Origin of the sequence: Segeticoccus rhizosphaerae (assembly GCF_009192725.1) — a bacterium.
GTDB lineage: Bacteria > Actinomycetota > Actinomycetes > Actinomycetales > Dermatophilaceae > Segeticoccus > Segeticoccus rhizosphaerae.
The window spans coordinates 1-18,739 of the sequence record NZ_VOHR01000045.1 but is presented as its reverse complement, the minus strand read 5'-3'; the positions used below and the strand labels follow the sequence as shown (position 1 = coordinate 18,739).

General features: G+C 68.7%; 19 protein-coding genes and 1 tRNA gene. 10 read left to right on the top strand and 10 right to left on the bottom strand.

Going from position 1 to position 18,739, the window contains the following annotated elements; genetic code table 11:
• Nucleotides 1-87 precede the first annotated feature (87 nt).
• Nucleotides 88-486: a RidA family protein gene (locus tag FRW57_RS06045; protein WP_238384749.1), complete on the bottom strand. Its 399-nt coding sequence runs from the start codon at nt 484-486 to the stop codon at nt 88-90.
• Nucleotides 487-550: 64 nt separating this feature from the next.
• On the bottom strand, nt 551-1,318 hold the full coding sequence (locus FRW57_RS06040; protein WP_137122296.1) for an SDR family NAD(P)-dependent oxidoreductase: 768 nt from the start codon (nt 1,316-1,318) through the stop codon (nt 551-553).
• Between the two features lie 144 nt (nt 1,319-1,462).
• Here FRW57_RS06040 and tmk point away from each other — a divergent pair, with 144 nt between their 5' ends.
• The 5 genes from tmk (at nt 1,463) to FRW57_RS06015 (ending at nt 6,700) form a co-directional block, all read left to right on the top strand.
• The gene (gene tmk, locus FRW57_RS06035) at nt 1,463-2,140 is read left to right on the top strand and encodes a dTMP kinase (RefSeq protein WP_137122297.1); all 678 of its coding nucleotides are present in this window, start codon (nt 1,463-1,465) and stop codon (nt 2,138-2,140) included.
• Between the two features lie 34 nt (nt 2,141-2,174).
• Entirely contained in the window at nt 2,175-3,314 is a 1,140-nt protein-coding gene (locus FRW57_RS06030; protein WP_137122298.1) for a DNA polymerase III subunit delta', read from the top strand.
• A gap of 184 nt (nt 3,315-3,498) precedes the next feature.
• Nucleotides 3,499-4,593: a ScyD/ScyE family protein gene (locus FRW57_RS06025; protein ID WP_152185553.1), complete on the top strand. Its 1,095-nt coding sequence runs from the start codon at nt 3,499-3,501 to the stop codon at nt 4,591-4,593.
• Nucleotides 4,594-4,804: 211 nt separating this feature from the next.
• Nucleotides 4,805-6,385 carry an alpha/beta hydrolase gene (locus tag FRW57_RS06020; protein WP_338055353.1) on the top strand — a complete coding sequence of 527 codons (1,581 nt, stop codon included), beginning with the start codon at nt 4,805-4,807 and terminating at the stop codon, nt 6,383-6,385.
• 239 nt (nt 6,386-6,624) lie between these two features.
• A tRNA-Thr gene (locus tag FRW57_RS06015) sits at nt 6,625-6,700 on the top strand.
• Between the two features lie 14 nt (nt 6,701-6,714).
• Here FRW57_RS06015 and FRW57_RS06010 read toward each other — a convergent pair.
• The 7 genes from FRW57_RS06010 to FRW57_RS05980 all read right to left on the bottom strand — a co-directional run bounded on the left by FRW57_RS06010 (nt 6,715) and on the right by FRW57_RS05980 (nt 12,237).
• Nucleotides 6,715-7,674 (bottom strand): tyrosine-type recombinase/integrase, encoded by a 960-nt coding sequence (locus tag FRW57_RS06010; protein ID WP_162529274.1) that lies wholly within the window; start codon nt 7,672-7,674, stop codon nt 6,715-6,717.
• Between the two features lie 176 nt (nt 7,675-7,850).
• A complete protein-coding gene (locus FRW57_RS06005; protein ID WP_152185551.1) occupies nt 7,851-8,036 on the bottom strand; it encodes a helix-turn-helix transcriptional regulator in 186 nt (61 codons plus the stop codon).
• Complete coding sequence (locus FRW57_RS06000; protein ID WP_238999324.1) at nt 8,033-9,670, bottom strand: replication initiator; 1,638 nt, start codon at nt 9,668-9,670, stop codon at nt 8,033-8,035. Before FRW57_RS06000 ends, FRW57_RS06005 begins: the two co-directional genes overlap by 4 nt.
• Nucleotides 9,667-11,193, bottom strand: a complete 1,527-nt coding sequence (locus FRW57_RS05995; protein WP_152185550.1) for an FtsK/SpoIIIE domain-containing protein — start codon at nt 11,191-11,193, stop codon at nt 9,667-9,669. Before FRW57_RS05995 ends, FRW57_RS06000 begins: the two co-directional genes overlap by 4 nt.
• Nucleotides 11,193-11,459: a hypothetical protein gene (locus FRW57_RS05990; RefSeq protein ID WP_162529273.1), complete on the bottom strand. Its 267-nt coding sequence runs from the start codon at nt 11,457-11,459 to the stop codon at nt 11,193-11,195. The genes FRW57_RS05995 and FRW57_RS05990 overlap by 1 nt, the downstream gene beginning before the upstream one ends.
• The gene (locus tag FRW57_RS05985; protein ID WP_152185548.1) at nt 11,456-11,827 is read right to left on the bottom strand and encodes a hypothetical protein; all 372 of its coding nucleotides are present in this window, start codon (nt 11,825-11,827) and stop codon (nt 11,456-11,458) included. The genes FRW57_RS05990 and FRW57_RS05985 overlap by 4 nt, the downstream gene beginning before the upstream one ends.
• Nucleotides 11,827-12,237 carry a hypothetical protein gene (locus FRW57_RS05980; RefSeq protein ID WP_152185547.1) on the bottom strand — a complete coding sequence of 137 codons (411 nt, stop codon included), beginning with the start codon at nt 12,235-12,237 and terminating at the stop codon, nt 11,827-11,829. The genes FRW57_RS05985 and FRW57_RS05980 overlap by 1 nt, the downstream gene beginning before the upstream one ends.
• Nucleotides 12,238-12,373: 136 nt before the next feature.
• On the opposite strand from FRW57_RS05980, the gene FRW57_RS05975 reads away from it, so the two are divergent.
• The 4 genes from FRW57_RS05975 (at nt 12,374) to FRW57_RS05960 (ending at nt 15,659) form a co-directional block, all read left to right on the top strand.
• A complete protein-coding gene (locus tag FRW57_RS05975; RefSeq protein ID WP_152185546.1) occupies nt 12,374-13,219 on the top strand; it encodes a GntR family transcriptional regulator in 846 nt (281 codons plus the stop codon).
• On the top strand, nt 13,213-13,893 hold the full coding sequence (locus FRW57_RS05970; protein WP_152185545.1) for an HAD family hydrolase: 681 nt from the start codon (nt 13,213-13,215) through the stop codon (nt 13,891-13,893). Before FRW57_RS05975 ends, FRW57_RS05970 begins: the two co-directional genes overlap by 7 nt.
• Nucleotides 13,894-14,001: 108 nt before the next feature.
• A complete protein-coding gene (locus FRW57_RS05965) occupies nt 14,002-14,853 on the top strand; it encodes a TIGR04255 family protein (RefSeq protein WP_152185544.1) in 852 nt (283 codons plus the stop codon).
• Nucleotides 14,854-15,239: 386 nt separating this feature from the next.
• Nucleotides 15,240-15,659, top strand: coding sequence for a hypothetical protein (locus tag FRW57_RS05960; protein WP_152185543.1), 420 nt, complete (start codon nt 15,240-15,242; stop codon nt 15,657-15,659).
• Between the two features lie 400 nt (nt 15,660-16,059).
• Here FRW57_RS05960 and FRW57_RS05955 read toward each other — a convergent pair whose 3' ends face one another.
• Nucleotides 16,060-16,569, bottom strand: coding sequence for a hypothetical protein (locus FRW57_RS05955; protein WP_152185542.1), 510 nt, complete (start codon nt 16,567-16,569; stop codon nt 16,060-16,062).
• Nucleotides 16,570-17,111: 542 nt separating this feature from the next.
• Between FRW57_RS05955 and FRW57_RS05950 the strand changes: the two genes are divergently transcribed.
• On the top strand, nt 17,112-18,023 hold the full coding sequence (locus tag FRW57_RS05950) for a DUF4393 domain-containing protein (protein ID WP_162529272.1): 912 nt from the start codon (nt 17,112-17,114) through the stop codon (nt 18,021-18,023).
• Nucleotides 18,024-18,739: the final 716 nt, after the last annotated feature.

The following is an 18,739-nucleotide window of genomic DNA, read 5'->3' as shown; positions in this document are numbered from 1 at the left end:
GGCCGCCACGCCGCCTGACGGCCCCCTGCGCGAGCCGGCGGCACCGCGCGCCGGCGACGGCACGGCATACGTTGAAGTCCTCTGGAGTCAGGGGGCGAGCACGGCGAAGCCCTGGACCTCGACCAGCGCCTCGACGTCCCACAGCCGTGCGACACCGATGCCTGCCATGGCGGGATAGCTGCGGCCGACCAGCCGCTTCCACACCGCGCCGATGCCGTGCGAGTGCGCCTTGTAGTCGTCCATGTCGACGACGTAGACGGTCAGGCTTGCCAGGTCGTCGGGCCTGCCGCCGGCCGCGGCGAGCGCCGCCAACAGGTTGCCCAGCGCCTGCTCGAACTGCGCCACCACGTCGTCGCCGACGATGCGACCCGACGGGTCGAGGGCGGTCTGGCCGGCCAGGAAGACGACCCGCCCCTGCCCGACCGTGGCGTGCGAGAAGCCGCTGGGGCGACCGAGTTCAGGCGGGTTGACCCGCTCGATGCTCACCCGGGGTCCCCGCGAAGTATCGGAGCGAAGCGGAGAACTTCGTGGGTGGCTTTGCGCGGTGCGGTCACGACTGCACGGCTCCGCCGTCGACATCGATCCCCTGGCCGTTGACCCCGCCGTTGCCGATGCAGAACCAGGTCGCGTCGGCGACCTCTTCGGGGGTGATCAGCCGCCCGATGGGCTGTTTGCGCTCGAGGATGCTGCGGGCCTCGGCCTGGCTGCGGCCGGTCTTCTCCTGAATCCCGGCGACCGTCTGGTCGGTCATCGGGGTGTCGACGTAGCCCGGGCAGACCGCGTTGACCGTCACGCCGGTGGTCGCGAGCTCGGTGGCGGCCGAGCGCACCAGCCCGAGGACGCCGTGTTTGCTCGCGGTGTAGGCGCTGATGTAGGGCTCGCCGATCTTCGAGGCGACCGAGGCGATCACCACGATGCGGCCGTGGCGACGCTCGAGCATGGCGGGGATCGCGCGGCGCAGGAAGCGGAACGGGCCGGTCAGGTTCACGTCGAGCATCTGCTGCCACTGCTCGTCGGTCGTCTTGTGCACCGAGGCCGACGTGCCGGCTCCGGCGCCCGCGACGAGGACGTCCACCGGGCCCCAACGCTGCTCGACAGCGGTGAAGACCGCCTCGACCGCCTCCGGGTCAGTGACGTCGGCCGGGACGACGAGGGTCTCCCCCGCACATTCCCGTGCGGTCTGGGCCAGTTCGTCCTCGCTGCGGGAGGTCAGGGCCACCAGCAGGCCCTCGGCGCTGAGTTTGCGGGCGATGGCGCGGCCGATCCCGCGACCCGCCCCCGTGACCAGGGCCACCTGTGCGCCCGTCGAGTTCGGCATGTCGCGACCCTGCCATGTGCCTGTGACGACCGTCAACATGACGACATGTGCCGTGAGGCCGGGCTGGCCGTGCCCCACAGCTCGCCAAGGCGCGCTCCTCGGGCGGCGCGGACCGGTGTGGGCGGGCTGTCCTAGGCTCACCGTGTGACCCACCCGCACGAGCCCGATCCCGATCGACACGCCGCGGGCCCCGGGGCCGCGACCGGGCACTTCATCGCGCTCGAGGGCGGTGACGGTGCCGGCAAGTCCACCCAGGCGGCGCTCCTGGGCGACTGGCTCGAGTCGCTCGGACGCACCGTGCTGCTGACCCACGAGCCGGGCGGCACCCCCGTCGGGCAGGCGATCCGGCAGGTGCTGCTGCACGGAGAGCACGTGACCCCGAGAGCCGAGGCCCTGCTCTTCGCGGCCGACCGGGGCCACCACGTCGAGACGGTGATCCGCCCGGCCCTCGCGCGGGGCGTCGTCGTGGTCACCGACCGCTACATGGACTCCTCCATCGCCTACCAAGGGGCCGGCCGAGACCTGGCCGCCGAGGACGTCGAGCACCTCTCCCGCTGGGCCACGCAGGAGCTGCTACCCGACCTGACGGTCGTGCTGGACGTGAGCCCGGACGTGGGCCGCGCCCGCCGTGGCCAGGTGCACGACCGGCTCGAGTCCGAGCCCGACGACTTCCACGCCGCGGTGCGAAGGCGCTTCCTCGACCTTGCCGCCCGTGAGCCGGCGCGTTACCTGGCGGTCGACGCCGGCCGCCCGGCGGACGACATCCAGCTCGACATCCGCCGACGGGTCACAGCGCTGCTGGACCAGGGGGCCCTGTCGTGAACGCCGCCGGCTGGGCCCGTCGGAGGGGGTCTCGGTGACCGTCTGGGACGACGTCATCGGCCAACAGCCGACCGTCGAGACGCTGCAGCGGGCGGTGGCCGAGCCCGGCTCGATGACCCACGCGTGGTTGTTCACCGGGCCTCCCGGCTCGGGCCGGTCGGTGGCGGCGCGAGCCTTCGCGGCCGCGCTCGAGTGCCCCGACGACGGGTGCGGCACCTGTCGCGAGTGCCGGACGGCCCGCGACGGCTCACACGCCGACGTCATGGTCGTGGCCACCGAGGGGCTGTCGATCCAGGTCAAGCAGGCCCGTGAGCTCGTGCAGCTGGCCGCGCACCGGCCCTCGGTCGGGCGCTGGCGGGTGGTGATCGTGGAGGACGCCGACCGGCTCACCGAGTCGGCTGCGGACGCGCTGCTGAAGTCGCTCGAGGAGCCGACGCCCCGCACCGTCTGGGTGCTGTGTGCCCCGTCGCTCGAGGACGTGATCATCACGATCCGCAGCCGGTCCCGTCACGTGCGGCTGCGCACTCCGCCGGTCGAGGCGGTGGCCGACCTGCTGGTCCGACGCGACGGCATCGACCGGCCGATGGCCCTGTATGCCGCCCGCGCCGCCCAGAGCCACGTCGGACTCGCGCGCCGGCTGGCCAGGGACGACGGCGCGCGGATCCGCCGTCGCGACGTGTTGGTTCTGGCGAGCCGGATCCGTTCGGTCGGTGACGCGGTGAACGCCGCCGCCGACCTCGCGTCCATCGCCACCGAGGAGTCGAACGCGTCCTCGGCCGAGCGGGATATGGCCGAACGCAGCCGGCTGATGGAGCAGCTCGGCGCCGATCCGTCAGCCCGCACCCAGCCACCGCACGTGCGCTCGCAGCTGAACGCGCTCGAGAAGGAGCAGAAGACCCGTGCCACGCGGTTCGGCCGCGACGTCATCGACCGGTCGCTGATCGACCTGTTGTCGATCTACCGCGACGCGCTCATCCTGCACACCGGAGCGCCCGTCGGGCTGGTCAACGCCGACCAGTCCGAGCAGGTGCAGCAGCTGGCGGCGACGCTGGGGCCCGAAGCCCTGCTCGGGGCGATGGACGCGATCGGGCTGGCGCGAGAGCGGATCGCCGCCAACGTCCCACCACTCCTGGCCCTCGAGGCGATGGCGATCTCGTTGCAACTCCCCCGCTGAGCGGCGAAGCAGGGCGACCGTTCGGCGCACAGAACGGAGCAGTTTCGGGAAAAATGCTTCACTCGCAGGTTCCTGGCCTTACCTTCTTCGACAGGATCTGCCGACCCGCTGGAGGGGGTCGGGGGGTCGACGGTCCGGCAGGCGCTCCCCTGTGCCTGTCTCCTACGGATCGTTGGAGCCTTCGATGTCCCACAAGCTCAAGGCAGCGACCGCAGTCCTTGCGGTGTCAGCCATGTCCATTGCGTCGGCGCCGATGGCGCAGGCCCACGGCAACCACGGCCACTGGACCAAGACGTTGTCCACCCAGGTGGTCGCTCCGTTCCAGCTGGCCGTCAACCACGGTGACGTCTACGTCGCCGACGGCGGCACGTCGCTCGTGTCCACGGTGAAGTGGAACGGTGACCTCAGGACCGTCGCCACCGGACCGCAGCCCGGCGAGGTGGCCGGGGTCGCCCTGGACCCCTCCGGCCGCTCGCTGGCCTACACCTCGACCAACTACGCCGACGGCACCACCTCGCTGACCATCAAGCGCAAGGGCCACCGTGCCGTCACCGCCGACCTGTCCGGCTGGGAGCAGACCAAGAACCCCGACCGCAACCGGACCTACGGCTACTCGGGCAGTGACCCGTGTGTCATCGGGGTGCTGGAGCAGATGACCGGTGGGCCGGCCGGCTACACCGGCGTCGTCGACTCCCACCCCTACTCGGTGACCTGGGCCGGCCACGGCAATTGGATCGTCGCGGACGCGGGGGGCAACGACCTGCTGATGGTCAACAAGTGGGGCAAGGTGCGGACCCTCAAGGTGCTGCCGGCCCAGCCGCTCACGGTCACCGAGCAGATGGCCGATGGCCTCGGCATGCCGGCGTGCATGGTCGGTGTCACCTACAAGTTCGAGCCGGTCCCGACCGATGTCGAGATGGACCGGCACGGCATGCTCTGGGTGAGCACGCTGCCCGGCGGCCCCGAGGACCCGAGCCTCGGCGCGCGTGGCAGCGTCTACAAGGTCAACCCCTGGACCAAGAAGGCCACCCGGCAGGCGACCGGGTTCCTGGGCGCGACCAACCTCGCGGTGACCGGCTCGGGCCAGGTCTTCGTGACCGAGCTGTTCGGCGGCCAGGTCTCGACGATCCGGCACGGGAAGGCCATGCCCTACAAGAAGGTGGCCAACCCGCTCTCGATCGAGGCGCACGGCAACCGGCTCTACGTGGGCACGATGGCGCCCATGGACGAGCAGGGCATGCCCACCGGCAACGGCAGCATCATCGAGATCCGGCGCTGATCCGCCGCCCACGCCGTCGCTGACGTGGGGCCCCCGGTCCGTGGTCCGGGGGCCTCACCCATGCCCGGCACGATGCCCGGCCCCGTGGTCCCGCCGGACCCCGGCCCTCTCCTCTGCGGACGCTGGTCGGTGCCACCCAGCCCGGCGGGTTAGCGTTGGTCCGAGCCGCGGCGCCGACTGCCCGCGGTCGGCATCGAGAGGGTGTGGGCACGTGAAGGTGACGGGGGCACGGCATACGGGCAAGGGCGCGACACGCGCCGGTGCCCTGGTGGCTGCCGCGATGGCGTTGAGCCTGGCCGTCGCAGGGTGCACCAGTGTGGTGGGCGCCGACGAGCCGCCGCCGCTCGACCCCAGCCAGAAGGCAGCGGCGCAGAAGCCACCGAAGCCCGACCTCAGCCGGTACTACAGCCAGCAGCTGAAGTGGAGCGGCTGCGAGGACGGCGACCAGTGCGCCAGGCTCACCGTGCCCGTGGACTACGCGAAGCCGGGCGGCGCGACGATCCAGCTGGCGGTGCTGAAGGTGCCGGCCAAGAAACCGTCCAACCGGCTCGGCTCCCTGGTCGTCAACCCGGGCGGGCCGGGCGGCTCGGGAGTGCAGTACGCGTCATACGCCGACTACATCGTCAGCTCCAAGATCCGTCAGGTGTATGACGTGGTGGGCTTCGACCCGCGCGGCGTCGGCAGGTCCGCGCCCATCACCTGCTACGACGACAGCCAGATGGACAAGTACCTCGGGGCCGACCCCACGCCGGACGACCGCGCGGAGGAGCAGACGACGTTCGCCAACGCCAAGGCGTTCGCCAACGCGTGCGGGGCCAATGCCGGTCCGCTGCTCGCGCACATGTCGACGGAGGACGCGGCCAAGGACATGGACATCCTGCGCGCGGCGCTCGGTGAGCCGAAGCTGACCTATCTCGGCAAGTCCTACGGCACGTTCCTCGGCGCCACCTACGCGGGACTGTTCCCGAAGAAGGTGGGCCGGTTCGTGCTCGACGGGGTCGTCCCGCCGGACCTGACCGGGGAGCAGATGGACAAGGGGCAGGCCGAGGGGTTCGAGCGGGCCACCCGCGCCTACGTGCAGGACTGCGTGGGCGAGGGTGACTGCCCGCTCGGCAACAGCGTCGACGCCGGGATGAACCGGTTGCGAGACTTCCTGGCCCAGCTGGACGCCCACCCGCTGCCGGTCACCGGCGACGCCCGCGTCACCAAGCTCACCGAGGGATGGGGGTCGATGGGGGTCGCCGCCGCGATGTACGACCAGGGCTCGTGGGGCATCCTGACCGATGCGCTCAGCTCGGCCTTCAAGGGCGAGGGCACGCCGCTGATGCAACTGGCCGACCAGTATGCCGAGCGCAACAGCAACGGGTCCTACAGCAACAACATGATGCAGTCCATCTACGCGGTGAACTGCATGGACCGGCCCGGCAGCGACCAGCTGTCCGCCTACGAGTCGCGGGCCAAGTCGTTCAGTGCCGTGGCGCCGACGTGGGGCGACTTCCTGGCGTGGGGCAGTGTGCCGTGTGGGTTCTGGCCCGTGGCGCCCGACAGCCCCGGGCCGCACCAGATCACGGCGAAGGGCAGCGGGCCGATCCTGGTGCTCGGCACCACGCGCGACCCAGCGACGCCCTACGAGTGGTCGGTGCGCCTGGCGAAGCAGCTCGCCAACGGGCACCTGCTGACGTTCGACGGCGACGGGCACACGGCATACATGCGGTCCAACCGGTGCGTGGACGACACGGTGGACGCCTACCTGCTGCACGACTCGGTGCCTGCCTCGGCCAAGAGGTGCTGAGGTCTGCCTCTGCTGACGACCCGCGCCAGAGCTGCTTCGACTCCATGCTGGAGGAGATGTATCGCTCGACCAGGGCCAGTCGTGGCCGGGACCGCGCTCTGGCTGCGGGCCCGGTGTGTGCGAAAGGCTTCCGTGCACGACCGTCCTTCGTAGGCTGCCGGGACGCAGGGCGCGCCCGGCTCCGATTCGGAGTTTTCGATGGTCCTTCGTATACTCGTCCGGCGTGCCTTCGGGCGCCCGCCGCCTTAGCTCAGTCGGTAGAGCGATTCACTCGTAATGAATAGGTCATCGGTTCGATTCCGATAGGCGGCTCCACGCATAAGCGCAGGTCAGGCCCCTGAATCATCAGATTCGGGGGCCTCATCTGTGTCCGAGTCCTCGTCCGGTGCCCCCGTGGTGCCCCCGACCTTCCTCGCCGCGTCCCACAAACTGGCGTCGATGAGGTGTCCGTACAGGTCCATCGTCATGGCCGCCGAGGCATGGCCCAGCACCCGCTGGACCACTTTGGGGTCCGCGCCAGCCGCCAGCCAGATCGAGGCCGCGGTATGTCTCAGGTCGTGCGGACGCAGGGTGGGGCGACCCACCGATGCGAGGGCGGTCGACCACCCGAGCGAGCGGCGCCAGTTCGACTCACCCAGCGGACCCCCGTTCGGCGCGGGGAAGAGCCAGGCGGCCGCGGGCTTGCCAGCGGCCCACCGCGCCACGACCTCGGCCGCCTCAGACGGCAGCGCGACCGTCCTTGCTCGGTGGCCCTTTAGGGTGTCGACGTACAACCCGCCCTTGTCGCTCTCCGCCAGGACCGTCCGCTGGAGCCGCAGCCCGGGACCAGGCACCGAGACCCTGTCGCCGACCTGGAGCCCCGCGAACTCCCCGAACCGCAACCCACAGAGCCCGAGTACCAACACGGTCTCGGCGTACCTTCCTGAGCAGGCCGATGCCAGCTCGCGTAGCTCGACCAGAGTCAGGAACTCACCCTCGCGCCGTGAGCGTCCGCCGGCAGGCACCTTCACGCCAGCCGCCACGTTGCGCGTAAGCCGGCCGTCCGCAACCGCAAACGCGAGAAGGGATCTCAGCGTGGAGAGGTAGCGAGTGACTGTCGACCGTGCCATGCCCGCAGCCACCATCGAGCCAGTCCATTGTGCGACCTGGGCAGTCGTGATCGAGCCGATCGGTGCTTGGCCGAACTTCGGTTCGATGTGGCTCCGGTAGGCCGACTGGTCGGCCGCCTGCGTCTTCACCTTCGTGGATCGGCGCGACTCCAGCCAGTCCGGGTAGACATCCCGAAGCATGACCCTGCCCCTTCGCGGGTCGATCCAGTCCCCGGCTCGAAGGCGACGGTTCTGCTCTTGTTCCCACGCCCTGGCGTCGACACGTCGGTCAAACACTCGGGTGGCCACTTCGCGACCGTGGCACTTGACCCGAGCGCGGTAGCGCACGCTTCCGCCTCTCGTGATCCGTTGGACGCTCATCGGGCAATCTCAGTTTCGCGCTGGTGCTCGACCCAGGCGTCAATGTCGCTAACGTCCCAGACGAGCCGGCGGCCCACGCGGATCGCGGGTGCGAACCTGCCCTCCTGTCTGAGCCACCGGATCGTAAGCACGGGCACTCGTAGCTGCTCGGCTACCTCGTCGATCGTCAATAGCGGGTTCATGTCGGTCCTCCCTGCCGGATTGCTGAATGGCTGTCCACAGGTCTGCTGCCGGGTGGTGACTCCCGTTGTGCCGCGAGCTTCTTGGCTTCCTCGTACTGGGTGCGCCAGTGGCGTGCCTGGCGTAGGGAGGCGGCGATGATGGCGGGGTAGTCGCGCTGGTCGGGCCTCGTGTCTTCCCAGACGAAGCGGGGTTTGCCGTCCGAATGGAGCACGCTGGCGGCGAGCCGGTCGGCGTCGGGGGCGTCGATGCCTGCTTCTTTGAGGACTTGGCGGACGACTTCGGCGCGGTCGGCCTTGTGTTGGGCGAGGGTCTTGCCGGTCCAGTGCCGGGAGACCAGGGCGCGGCGGCCGCCGAGGCCGAGGCATTCGCGGTCGTGCGCCTTCGACGCGCAGTGCCCCGGGTGCAGTCCGGGGCCGGGGTTCTTGGGTTGGATGCCGTAGCGGAGCCAGTTCGCGCAGGCGGGGGAGCAGGGCAGCACGCGCACGTGGGCATGCAGGGCGTCGATGTGGTCCTCGTACCGGCGTGCCTTGGCGGCCACGTCGGGGTCGTCTGCGTGCAGCAGCTCGGGGGTGGCGGCGTAGGTTTCGGCGACGGACTTGGTCAGGTACTTGCACAGGTACCGCACCGCCCGGTCGGAGTCTTGGGTGCCGCCGAGCAGTCCTTTGATGTCGGTCTGTGCTCCCCAGCGCAGCACGTGGAACGGCTCCGCCTCCTCGTCACTGTCCAACCTGTCGAGTGCCTGCTCCCAGGTGGGAAGCGGTTCCCCGGTGGTGGGGTCCACGTAGCCGGCCCCGCCGTCCTCCGATGCGCCGGTCCAGGTGGGCCAGTGCTCGGGGTGGGTCTCGGAGTAGAGGACGCGGTCGATGGGTGGCCACCAGATCGACACGTACGACCCGGCCCACACCCCTTTGACGATCGTGCGGGGGATCGCGCCGCGGGCGGCCAGGTGCAGGTGCGGGGCGAGGCGGCGTTGCGGTTCGACGGCGCCGAAGTACTGCACCTGGTAGCCGGCGCAGCGGCGCAGGTTCTGAATGGTGCGCTCGACCAGCTTCGGGAACAGCAGCGCGTCCAGGGCGGCCCGCCGGTAGTCATACCGGCCCGGGTGGCGGGGGACGCCTTCACCTTTGATGACCAGCCCGTAGGAGGGCAGCGTGCCGGTGATGAACATCGAGGGCCGGAACGTGCGCCCGGTCTTGGGGTCGGTGAACGTGCGCCCGATGCTGCGGTGCTCGACCGGCAGCGTGGGCAGGTCTGGCATCTCGTCCCGACGCCGGGTCGAGCGCACCCGACGACCGCCGTCCCCCTCCGTGTCCCCAGCAATGTCCCCCTCCATGTCCCCATCGGTGTCCCCAGGCTCGGGTGGCAGCGGGTCCTCGGTCAGGTGCCAGCCCTCGCGGCACTGCTGCATCCGCAACCGGCGCGCCTTGTCCGCACACGTGGGGCACACGCTGGCCCTGGTCGACCCGCACGGGATCGGCACCGCCGTCGTTGCTCCGGTGGCGCGGTCGGTCACGGTCCGCAGGAGCGGGCGCACGCAGACTCCGACTGCTTCGGCAGCGGCGGCGGCCATGTCGGTGCTGACCCCGTCCACGTCCCGCGGGATGAGGCTCCCGGCCTGGTGCAGCACGCTCACGCGGCATCACCGCCCACCGGCTGGCGGGTGCTCGACCTCGGCGTCCGTGGCTTGCGTGGTTTCCGCTGCCGCTGAGGCAGGGTGGTCGAGGGCGACCTCGTCTCCTGCGCGGCTTCCCTCGGGCGGGCAGCCGCGTGACCGACCGTTGCCAGCGGGTCCGGCGCGGGGGCGAGCGACACGGCGGGAAGCCGGTGCGGCGTCGGGTAGTCCCGAGCGACCGTGTGGATGAGGTGGTCGTCGGCGTAGTGCGCCCGCACCTTGGTGGCGGTGCCGTCCTCGGTGATGGCGTACCCCGTGCCGGGGTGCCTCGGGTCGATCCGGTGGCACGGCGCGGTCCGGGTGGCGGCCTCGCCGAGGACCATCTCGGTTTCGAAGGCGTCCTTCAGCCGCAGCCCGACCATCTGCGGGAACAGGTTCCGCATGGGCACGGTGTCCTTGCGGGGGTCCTGCACCCACGCCCACACGCTCACTCCGGGCGCCCGGCCTTGGGTCAGCAGCAGGCGCAGGGCGGTGTCGGCGCGGCGGCGCAGCATCGGATCACTGATGTAGGAGGTCAGGGCGGCCAGCTCATCCACCACCACGAGGACGTGCGGCGACGTGGGGGCGGGTTCGTGTGAGCGGTGGACACCGGCCATGGCGTCGGCGCGCTTGGCGAGCAGGTCGGCTTCGCGTTCGAGGATCGCCACGGCCTGCTCCGGAGTCGTCGCCAGCGCGGAGAACATGGGTTGGGCGTGGGTGAGCTCCATCCCGGCCTTGAGGTCGACCCCGACCAGGCGGACCAACCCGGCGCGCACCGCAGGTGCCAGGGCGATCAGGAGCGACCACATCACCGACGCCTTCCCGGCCCCGGTCATCCCCGCGACCAGGGTGTGGGCCCGCGCGTCCACCGACCACGGCTCCCCGGTGAGCGTCCGACCGAGCGGGACCGCTTCGAGCGGGTGACGGCCCACCGTGAGCGTCTCGCCGGGGGGTGGGGTGGTGGTGGGGTGGGCGAGCAGGTCCCGCAGCGCGAGCGTGACCACAGCGCGGGTGGGTCCGTCCGGGGCGACCCGCACCGAGTGCCCGGCCAGCAGCGCAGCCAGGGCGGGGGCGGCCCGGTCGACGTCGTCCATCGTCTGACCGGCCGCGAGCCGGAAACGCAGGGCGGCGACCCCACCCCGGCAGGTGGTCCCCTTGCGCAGCAGCCGCGGTACCCGCCGCCTGGCGCTGGTTGACCCAGGTGTGCGCACCGACAGCCCGACCGCGGTCGCGTTCCCCGGCCAGTAGCGGCGGTGACTGCGGGCGGTGGCCCGGTCGGTCACGTCCAGCCAGGACCCATATGAGAGGCGAGGCCATGCCAGCAGTAGCCCCAGCCCGAGCCCGGACCCGGTGCCGGTCAGTGCGTGGCCGGTGGCCAACGCCAGGGCGGTCAGGGTGAGCAGCAGCAGGGTCAGGCGGGGCAGGCACCGGGCCACCCACCACGCCTCCCGCCCCAGGTCCCACACCCACGAGGCAGTGGCGCGGATCAGGTCGGTGGGGCGCATCACCACTCACCCCTCCGGTGCTCCTCGGCCGCCCGCGCCGTGTTGGCGACGTACACCACGGCGTCGGCGAGGTGCCCGGTGGCGACGGCCAGGGTGGCGTCCGCGTGCGGGACCGACCCGGCGAGGTCGTTGCGGACGTCCATCAGCAGGTTCACCACCGCGTCCAGGCGGCGCGCGACCGGGTCGAGGCGTTCCACGATCCCCGCATCCGTGGTGACGCCGAGCCGCTGCGCGACCTCGTCCAGGCGCAGCTGGGTCCCCATCATGACGACACCCCCGCACCCTCACGGCGGTCAGGTTCCGGGCTGGCGGTCGATGAGTCCTTGTCGGCGAGCCAGGTCACATCGACCACCAGCGACCCCAACGGTCCGTGGCAGTTGGCGTAGTGGTCGTCGTTCGCGGACGACAGCGACCACCCGAGCCGGGCCGCCGTCTCGGACACGAACCCCGGCGACGTTACGGTCACCTCCACGAACACCCGGCGCCCGGTTGGCGACATGTTCAGGCGGCGCACCCCGGGCCCGTTCCCCAGGGCTTGGGCGACCACCCACGCCACGTCCGCGAAGTCCCCCGCACCCTGCGGAGGCCACGGCACCGTGGACCCCATACCTGCCAGCACGCTCACGGCGCTCATCACGCCGCCTTGCCCGAACCGGACGACGCACCGGAGCCCTGGCCAGACGCCTGCGTGGCGGGCTTGCCGTCACTGATCCGGTTCGCCGTCCACGACTCCACCAGCCCACCGGCCTGGTTCACCCGCACCTCAGCGCGCAGGTCCACGAACTCGACCGGCTCGAACTCCCCCAGCACCGGCCGCTGCGGCATCCCCACACTCACCCGGTTCGTCACCGACGACACCCGCCCCCAGGTCTGCTGCTGGTAGATCACCTCCACCGACCACAACGGCATCCCCGAGTCCTCATCCCGAGCCTGCACCTCCGACGGGCGACGCTTGCCGTCCCGCTCCACCCACTCAAAGACCTCCTCCACGATGCCCGTACTGCGCATCGCCTGACGCTTGCTATCGATCGCGTAAGCAGTCATCTGCCTGACCTCTCATCGGTGGCTAGGTTGGCTAGCCATGTCGGATATGCCCGATACTTACCTAGGCTGGCTAGCCATGTCAAGCAATTGAGACAGATTTGCACAACTCGGCTAGTCAAGTGCGTAGATTGGGGGCATGAGCCTCGACCCGGACGACCCGCGCCCGCCGTACCAGCAGGTGGCGGCGGCGCTTCGTGCGGCGATCCTCACCCGCAAGATCGCGCCAGGGGACAAGCTGCCCAGCCAGATGGAACTGTCCAAGCACTACGGCGTGGCAAGGATGACGATCCAGCAGGCGCTGCGCATCCTCAAGGACGAGGGCCTGACCGTGTCGCGGCAGGGCAGCGGCATTTTCGCGCGCGAACGCACCCAGCGGCCCATCGGCCTGCGCCCGCACATCGAGCGCGCCTTCGAAGAACCGCGGGTGACCATCGACTTCAGCGGCTACACAGCCGAGACGTTGCACGGCATCATCGGTGAGCCGCTGGACAAGATCCGCAGCGGACGCCTGACTCCTCAGTCGATCAAGATCCGGATGCTCCTGTCCGACATGGACTGGCCGTTGTCCATCCCCATCAACACCAGCCGCGACCCTCAGGCGTCAGAGCCGGTCCGGCAGCGGATGGCCGACATCAGCGCCCGTCACGCCGGTGCCATCACCGACACCGTCCAGGAACTCGCGGACCTCGGTCTCGTTTCCGAAGCCATCGTGGAGACCCGAGTCCACGGGTCCGCCCCGCTGTTCAAGGCTTACATCATCAACGGCGTCGATGCCTTCTTCGGCTATTACCCCGTGGTCAAACACGAGGTCCGCGTCGGCGGGAAGAAGCAGCCGATCTTCGACCCCATGGGCAAGGACGCCGTCCTGTTCCAGCGCACAGACGACGGCGACCCCGACTCCCTCGACGCGATCTTCGTGGCCCAGACCCAGGACTGGTTCGACAGCGTCTGGAACACCATCGCCACGGCTAGGCAATGGTGACCACCACCACCGCCGCCGACCTCGTGCGCCAGGCACGCGCCGTGCTGCTCGACTTCGACGGACCAGTGACTCCGCTAATGCCACCGCCCGCCAACAGCCGCGCCGCCGACGCCGCTCGGGAAGCAGTGCCCGCAGCGGCCGAGGCCATGCCGTCCGACATCGCCTCCACAACGGACCACCTGACCGTTCTGCGGTGGGCCGGCACCCAAAGCCCGGCCGTCCTAGAGGCCGTCGAGAAAGCCTGCATCGAAGCCGAGATCAGCGCAGCCAGAACGAGCAAGCCAACCCCCGGCGCGCTCAACTTCCTCCGCGCCTGCGCCGAAGCCGAGAAGCCCGTCGTGATCGTCAGCAATAACTCCCCCGAGGCCGTCCACGTCTACCTCACCAGGCACGACGCCAACCGCCTCGTGCGCGGCGTCGTCGGCCGAGCGCCGCATCACCCTGAGTTGATGAAACCGCACCCATCGTTCGTCCTGGCCGCGCTCGATCTCATCCAGGTCGAACCTCGGGACGCCGTCCTCATCGGCGACTCTGTCACCGACGTCGAAGTCGGCCACGCGTCGGGCGTTGATATCATCGGTTACGCGAAGACTCCACCACGTGGGCGGGAGCTTGCGACGGCTGGCGCCGAGGCGACCACCGAGGCCATGGCTCTGCTCAGTCCGACGATATGAATCGGTCTCAACTTCTCCGCGCAATTCCACAAGTTTTGACCAGCGCAGCCACCGATGACTCCCCTCTTGGACCACTGATGCGTCGGTAGTAGCGTGTTATGGGCGCGCATGCCGCGGGATCGCACGGTAGGTTGGGTCGGAACCGATCAACGAGGGAGGCCCGACCTGAGCAGCATCGACCCCGCCGACTTCAGGGGCCGCGACATGCTGCCTGGCCTTGATCAGGGCCGGCACTATGAGCATGCCCCGATTGTTCAAGCCATTCTCGAGCTTCGTGTCATGACACCGGATGACTTAATCATGGAGGATTTGGAGGCGCTCAATTTCGGGCAAGATTACGCCGATCCCACGACGCTTTACCACCTTCAGGGTCAACTTACGTTTTCCGAAGAGGGTAGCGTCGCAAGCGAGCCCCAACGGGACCATGTGGGGTTTGGCTTCGCCCGCGAGGACGGGACACGTGTTATTCAAGTTGGGCTTCGCCGTTTCGCATTCATTTGGAGTGGCGAATACACCCATTGGGGAGAGTTTTCGACGGAAGCCGAGGCTGCTTGGCTCGCCTACAAAGGAGCTGCCCGGGTTGTCTCGGTTGAACGAGTGGGGGTCAGATTTGTAAACCAGATCCGGCTACCTGAGGGGCATGTGGAGATTAAGGATTACCTGCGAACGTCTGTAGATATTTCGGCCTATCTCCCCCAAGCCGTCAGTTCCATGTTCTTCCAGGTGGAGATACCGATAGTCGAGTTGGATGCGGGGGCGACAGTGACATCGGCCCTCATGTCGGAGGGCGACTCACAAGCTTTGCTACTGGACATTGACGTCAAGACGTCTACTGTGCTCAGTACAGAGGATGAAGCGTTTGACGTCGGAGCCCGAGGCACACTTGATAGACTCCGCTTCGCGAAGAACTATGTGTTCGAAGCATGCATCACAGATGCTACGAGAGGGTTGATCGGCTGATGGCACGGATCGTGGACGGTCGGACGCACGGCTACGCTACCGCAGCCGCCGCCATCGGGGATCAGCGCACACAGCTGCGACGTGCGGCGCAGCTCCGTCTTAGTGGCGCAACGCTGGAAGGTGCGGCCTGTAACCCTGTCGATCTGCGGGTATCGTCCTTCTCCAGAGTCACCTACTTCGACTTCGCAGACGAGGGCCCCGTGGTGTCCCGCGTCGGCAGGCTTGTGGTCGACGACGACACCGACTGGTGACGGCAGCAGCCACCAACATTGCGGCGCCAGCGGCGCCTTGGCTGTCTCAGGGGGACATCTTCCGCTCGATCCCGGTCGTGCGAGCGGGCATCGCCAATTTCTGAGGCGAGTGCTGGCCTGCAGAACGGTCCGGCGATGCTCATCAGCCACGGGTGCGCCATTGATAAGAAGAACAGTCGCGGAAAATCGGTCCTTGAGTACCTAAGTTTCCTTCCCCTACACAATGTCGCCGCCCTCGACCCGGGACGTGCGCAGCAGTTGCGGGCTGCATTGCTAGAGGCCAAACCTTACAAGGTGATGTATCTCGGAAATGTTCCTCAGGTCGGCGACAGTTATGTGGATCTTACCGAGCCTTACACCTTGCCAGCACTACTCCTTCGGACGGAACTCAAGCACTTTTCCGCCGAGGTAACCAGCGAAGGCGAGGATGATCGCGTGGTAGCGACGATGCATCAGACCCGCGTCGCAATGCTCACAGAGCGCGCAGTACAACTATTTCAGAGGAAGTGGTCCATCCAGTGGACGCGGATGGACCCGTTTCCGGACGAGCCCTGATGTCTTGGGACGGCGGGCTCTGCCCTCGTGATCTGCCCTTGCTCTGCTGTTTCTGGCTCTAGAGGATCAAGGCGGCGCTTCGCGCCGCATGGGCCGGGGGCCCGCGATGGGGCCCCGCGCTCCGGGCGCTTCGCGCCCTGCGCGCACCCCACCGCACCCCGCCCCGTGTCTCCTCCGCTTTGTCCGTTTGATGCCAAGCCGGGCCACACTCCATCGGCCCGCCCTGCAAACGCCACCCGGGCGCCGTCCGTCCCGACGAAGCGACCAGGCGATCACCAGGAAGCCAATTGGCCCTGCGACGCCAAGGAACGTCTCCCCGCTCCGGTCGCGGATGCCACGTCAAAGGGCAGATGCGCAGTCCTTCGCTGGTCCGCACGTGGGCAGCCGCACAACCCTCCAGCTATTCCGCAGGTTCGCCGAGCGACCAGGCGTCGATCTGGCTCCGCCTTACGCGCATGAGGCCCGCTCGATAGGTGTGCGGCCCGTTCAGAATCTTCGCATCGGCGAGGCAGAGAGCTGCGGGATCAGGGACTGGGCGATCCTCCGCCTCCCGACGCGAAATGAAGTCAGCGCGCTCCTGGACCCATCCCTCCAAGGCGGCTCGCAGGCCCCCGCCCATCCCTTCGTGTGCACGCGTCACTTCAGCGGTCCACAACTTGGACCAGTGAGCGAACGAGACGGCCTTTCCGGAGATGACAACCCCACCGACAGTGACCGTGACTCCCACCGACGCATCGCTATCCGCCTCGCCTGGGACAACGGCAAGGAGCACGGAGAGCAGCAGATCCTCATCCCCCCTAAAGTCCTCCGCAGTGAGTCCGTCTGGGTCATTCTCGAAGTCGTAGGACGCCAGCGGACCCGACTCATCATCGGCGGTCGCGGCGGTCTCGGGGCTCGTATCGTCTGTCATGGCCAGCAGCGTACGAGGTGGTTAGGACACGCCTCTCCCGGCAGTTGTCTTGGCGCAGGCCCGAGACTTCGCGTCGTTGCTAGACAACCACGATTTGCACACCGCCCGAATCGAGCGACATCCCCACTGGCACCCTGATTCACCCAGGCCGACGAAACGTGGGCTACCTCCACTCCGAGGCGGTTGATGAGCGCCATCGGTAATGGTCACCTCTGAGCCGCCGACCCGACGCGGCAGCATCCGGCAGCCCTCCGAGCCGGTCAAGCCCCGAGTCGTTCGGTGGTCCAGGTGCACACTCCGTGTGCCGCCACATCACCACGAGCGCCGAGGGGGAGGGCTTGACAGTCTCTCCGGCCTGCCTACTGGCTCCGCTATGGGTCAGCGGCCCTCCCTGCCCTGTCCAGCGTGTCGTTAGCCCGGCCGGGGCCTGGCTACTTCTCGAGGCGAGTGGGGCAAATCGCAGCCCGCACGGGCTCCCAAAGGGTTTCGGGACCGCGCGGCACGTGGGCCAGCTGTCCACCGCACGGCCTAACATGCAGGCCATGAGCGGGTTGGAGCCACTGGCCATAGCAGGGCAAGCTGCCAAAGCGGTCGTCAAGGCTGAGCAGGGCGATCCCCAGGACCGCGAGGCTCTGCGCGAACTCGCCAAGGAGTCGGGTGCCCTGGACCCGGCAGCGCGTGCGTATGCAAAGCGGCTCGCGGTCAAGGAACAGATCCGTATGAAGATCTGGCAACCGCTGGGCATGCTGTTCGGGATTTCGCGGGACTACTTCGAGAACGATTTCGCGGACGACCTGGCCGACCGAGTGGCACAGATCCCAGAGGAGGAACTCATCACTCCACGGCTGTCAGTGGCCGGGCCGACGGTGCAGGGCATCGCCTTCACCGTTGATGAACCCGAGCTGCGCGCGATGTACCTCAACCTTTTGGCAGCGGCGTCTGACTCCCGCGTCGCCAGTACCGCCCACCCAGCCTTTGCCGAGATCATCCGTCAACTCAGCCCTGAGGAGGCCGTGATCCTCGGGCCGGTACTCAATCAGGCGTACCACCCGATCATCGAGATCCGGTCGAAGGTGGTGAACGCAGAAGGTGGGCCAGATCGCGGGTGGAACACACTCTCGACCCTCGTTATGAACTGGACGTTGAACGGCCAACAAGCGTTCGTGCCCGAGCGGGCGCTACAGATCGTGAATTGGCAGCGACTGGGTCTCGTCACGGTTGCATTTGACACGTTCATGACGGCAGACGGTGCCTATGAGTGGGCAGAGACCAACCCTCGGGTCATAGGCCTTCGTACTGCCCTCGACACGGATGACCTGAAGCGAATACAGATCGAGAAGGGCCTGCTCACAGTCACCGACTTCGGCCGCGCCTTCAATCAGGTAGTAATCCGCCCGGGTAGGGCGGCCCAGCAAAATCAATCCCCGACCGCCGCAGACGACTCATCCGCATAGGGCTCGCCTGGCTCCGGGCAGGCTGGGCGCGCGGCCGGTCGGCGGTCGAGCCCGGCGGCCTTCTAAAGGTTCCCGAGCGAGAAATCGTCACCATCGGACTGGCCTGAGGCAGTCCAACGGCCTGTCGACCTGTGCCCCCATGGTGCCCCCAACTTACCTTGAGGGTCCCTTACTGGCCGTCAGCAACAGGCTTCCCTCAGGCACAGTTCGGCGCGTCTCCCTCGCGCGGAACGGGGAAAGCGCGATCTCGTAATGAATAGGTCATCGGTTCGATTCCGATAGGCGGCTCCACACGTTTGCGCAGGTCAGCGGCCCACGGACCGCCGTTGACGAACCGTCCAGCCCTCGGAGACGAGGCAACCGGTGCAAATATCGGTGCAGTTGGCCACAGCGGCGTGCAGCCGGGGACAGGCCCACGTACCGCGGGAGGCATTCGCATGGGCGGTCGCCGGTACCTGCTGCGGGGTCCGGCTCGGAAGTGGCCCTGACCGTGCTCGAGGCTCAGATGCCCTGCCCGCCGGTGATCACCGGGGGGTCGCCGTGCGACTTGGGGAGGCATGGACACCGGATCCGATCCCACCTGGCGGGCCGGCCCGTGGGCCCGTTCGGACGCCGAGCTCGGTCGGCTGCTGGACCACCTGCAGCAGCGGCTGGGCGAGCTGGACCGGCTGCACCGGGAGATCGCGGACGACGCGCAGGCCCTGGCGCGGGCGGCC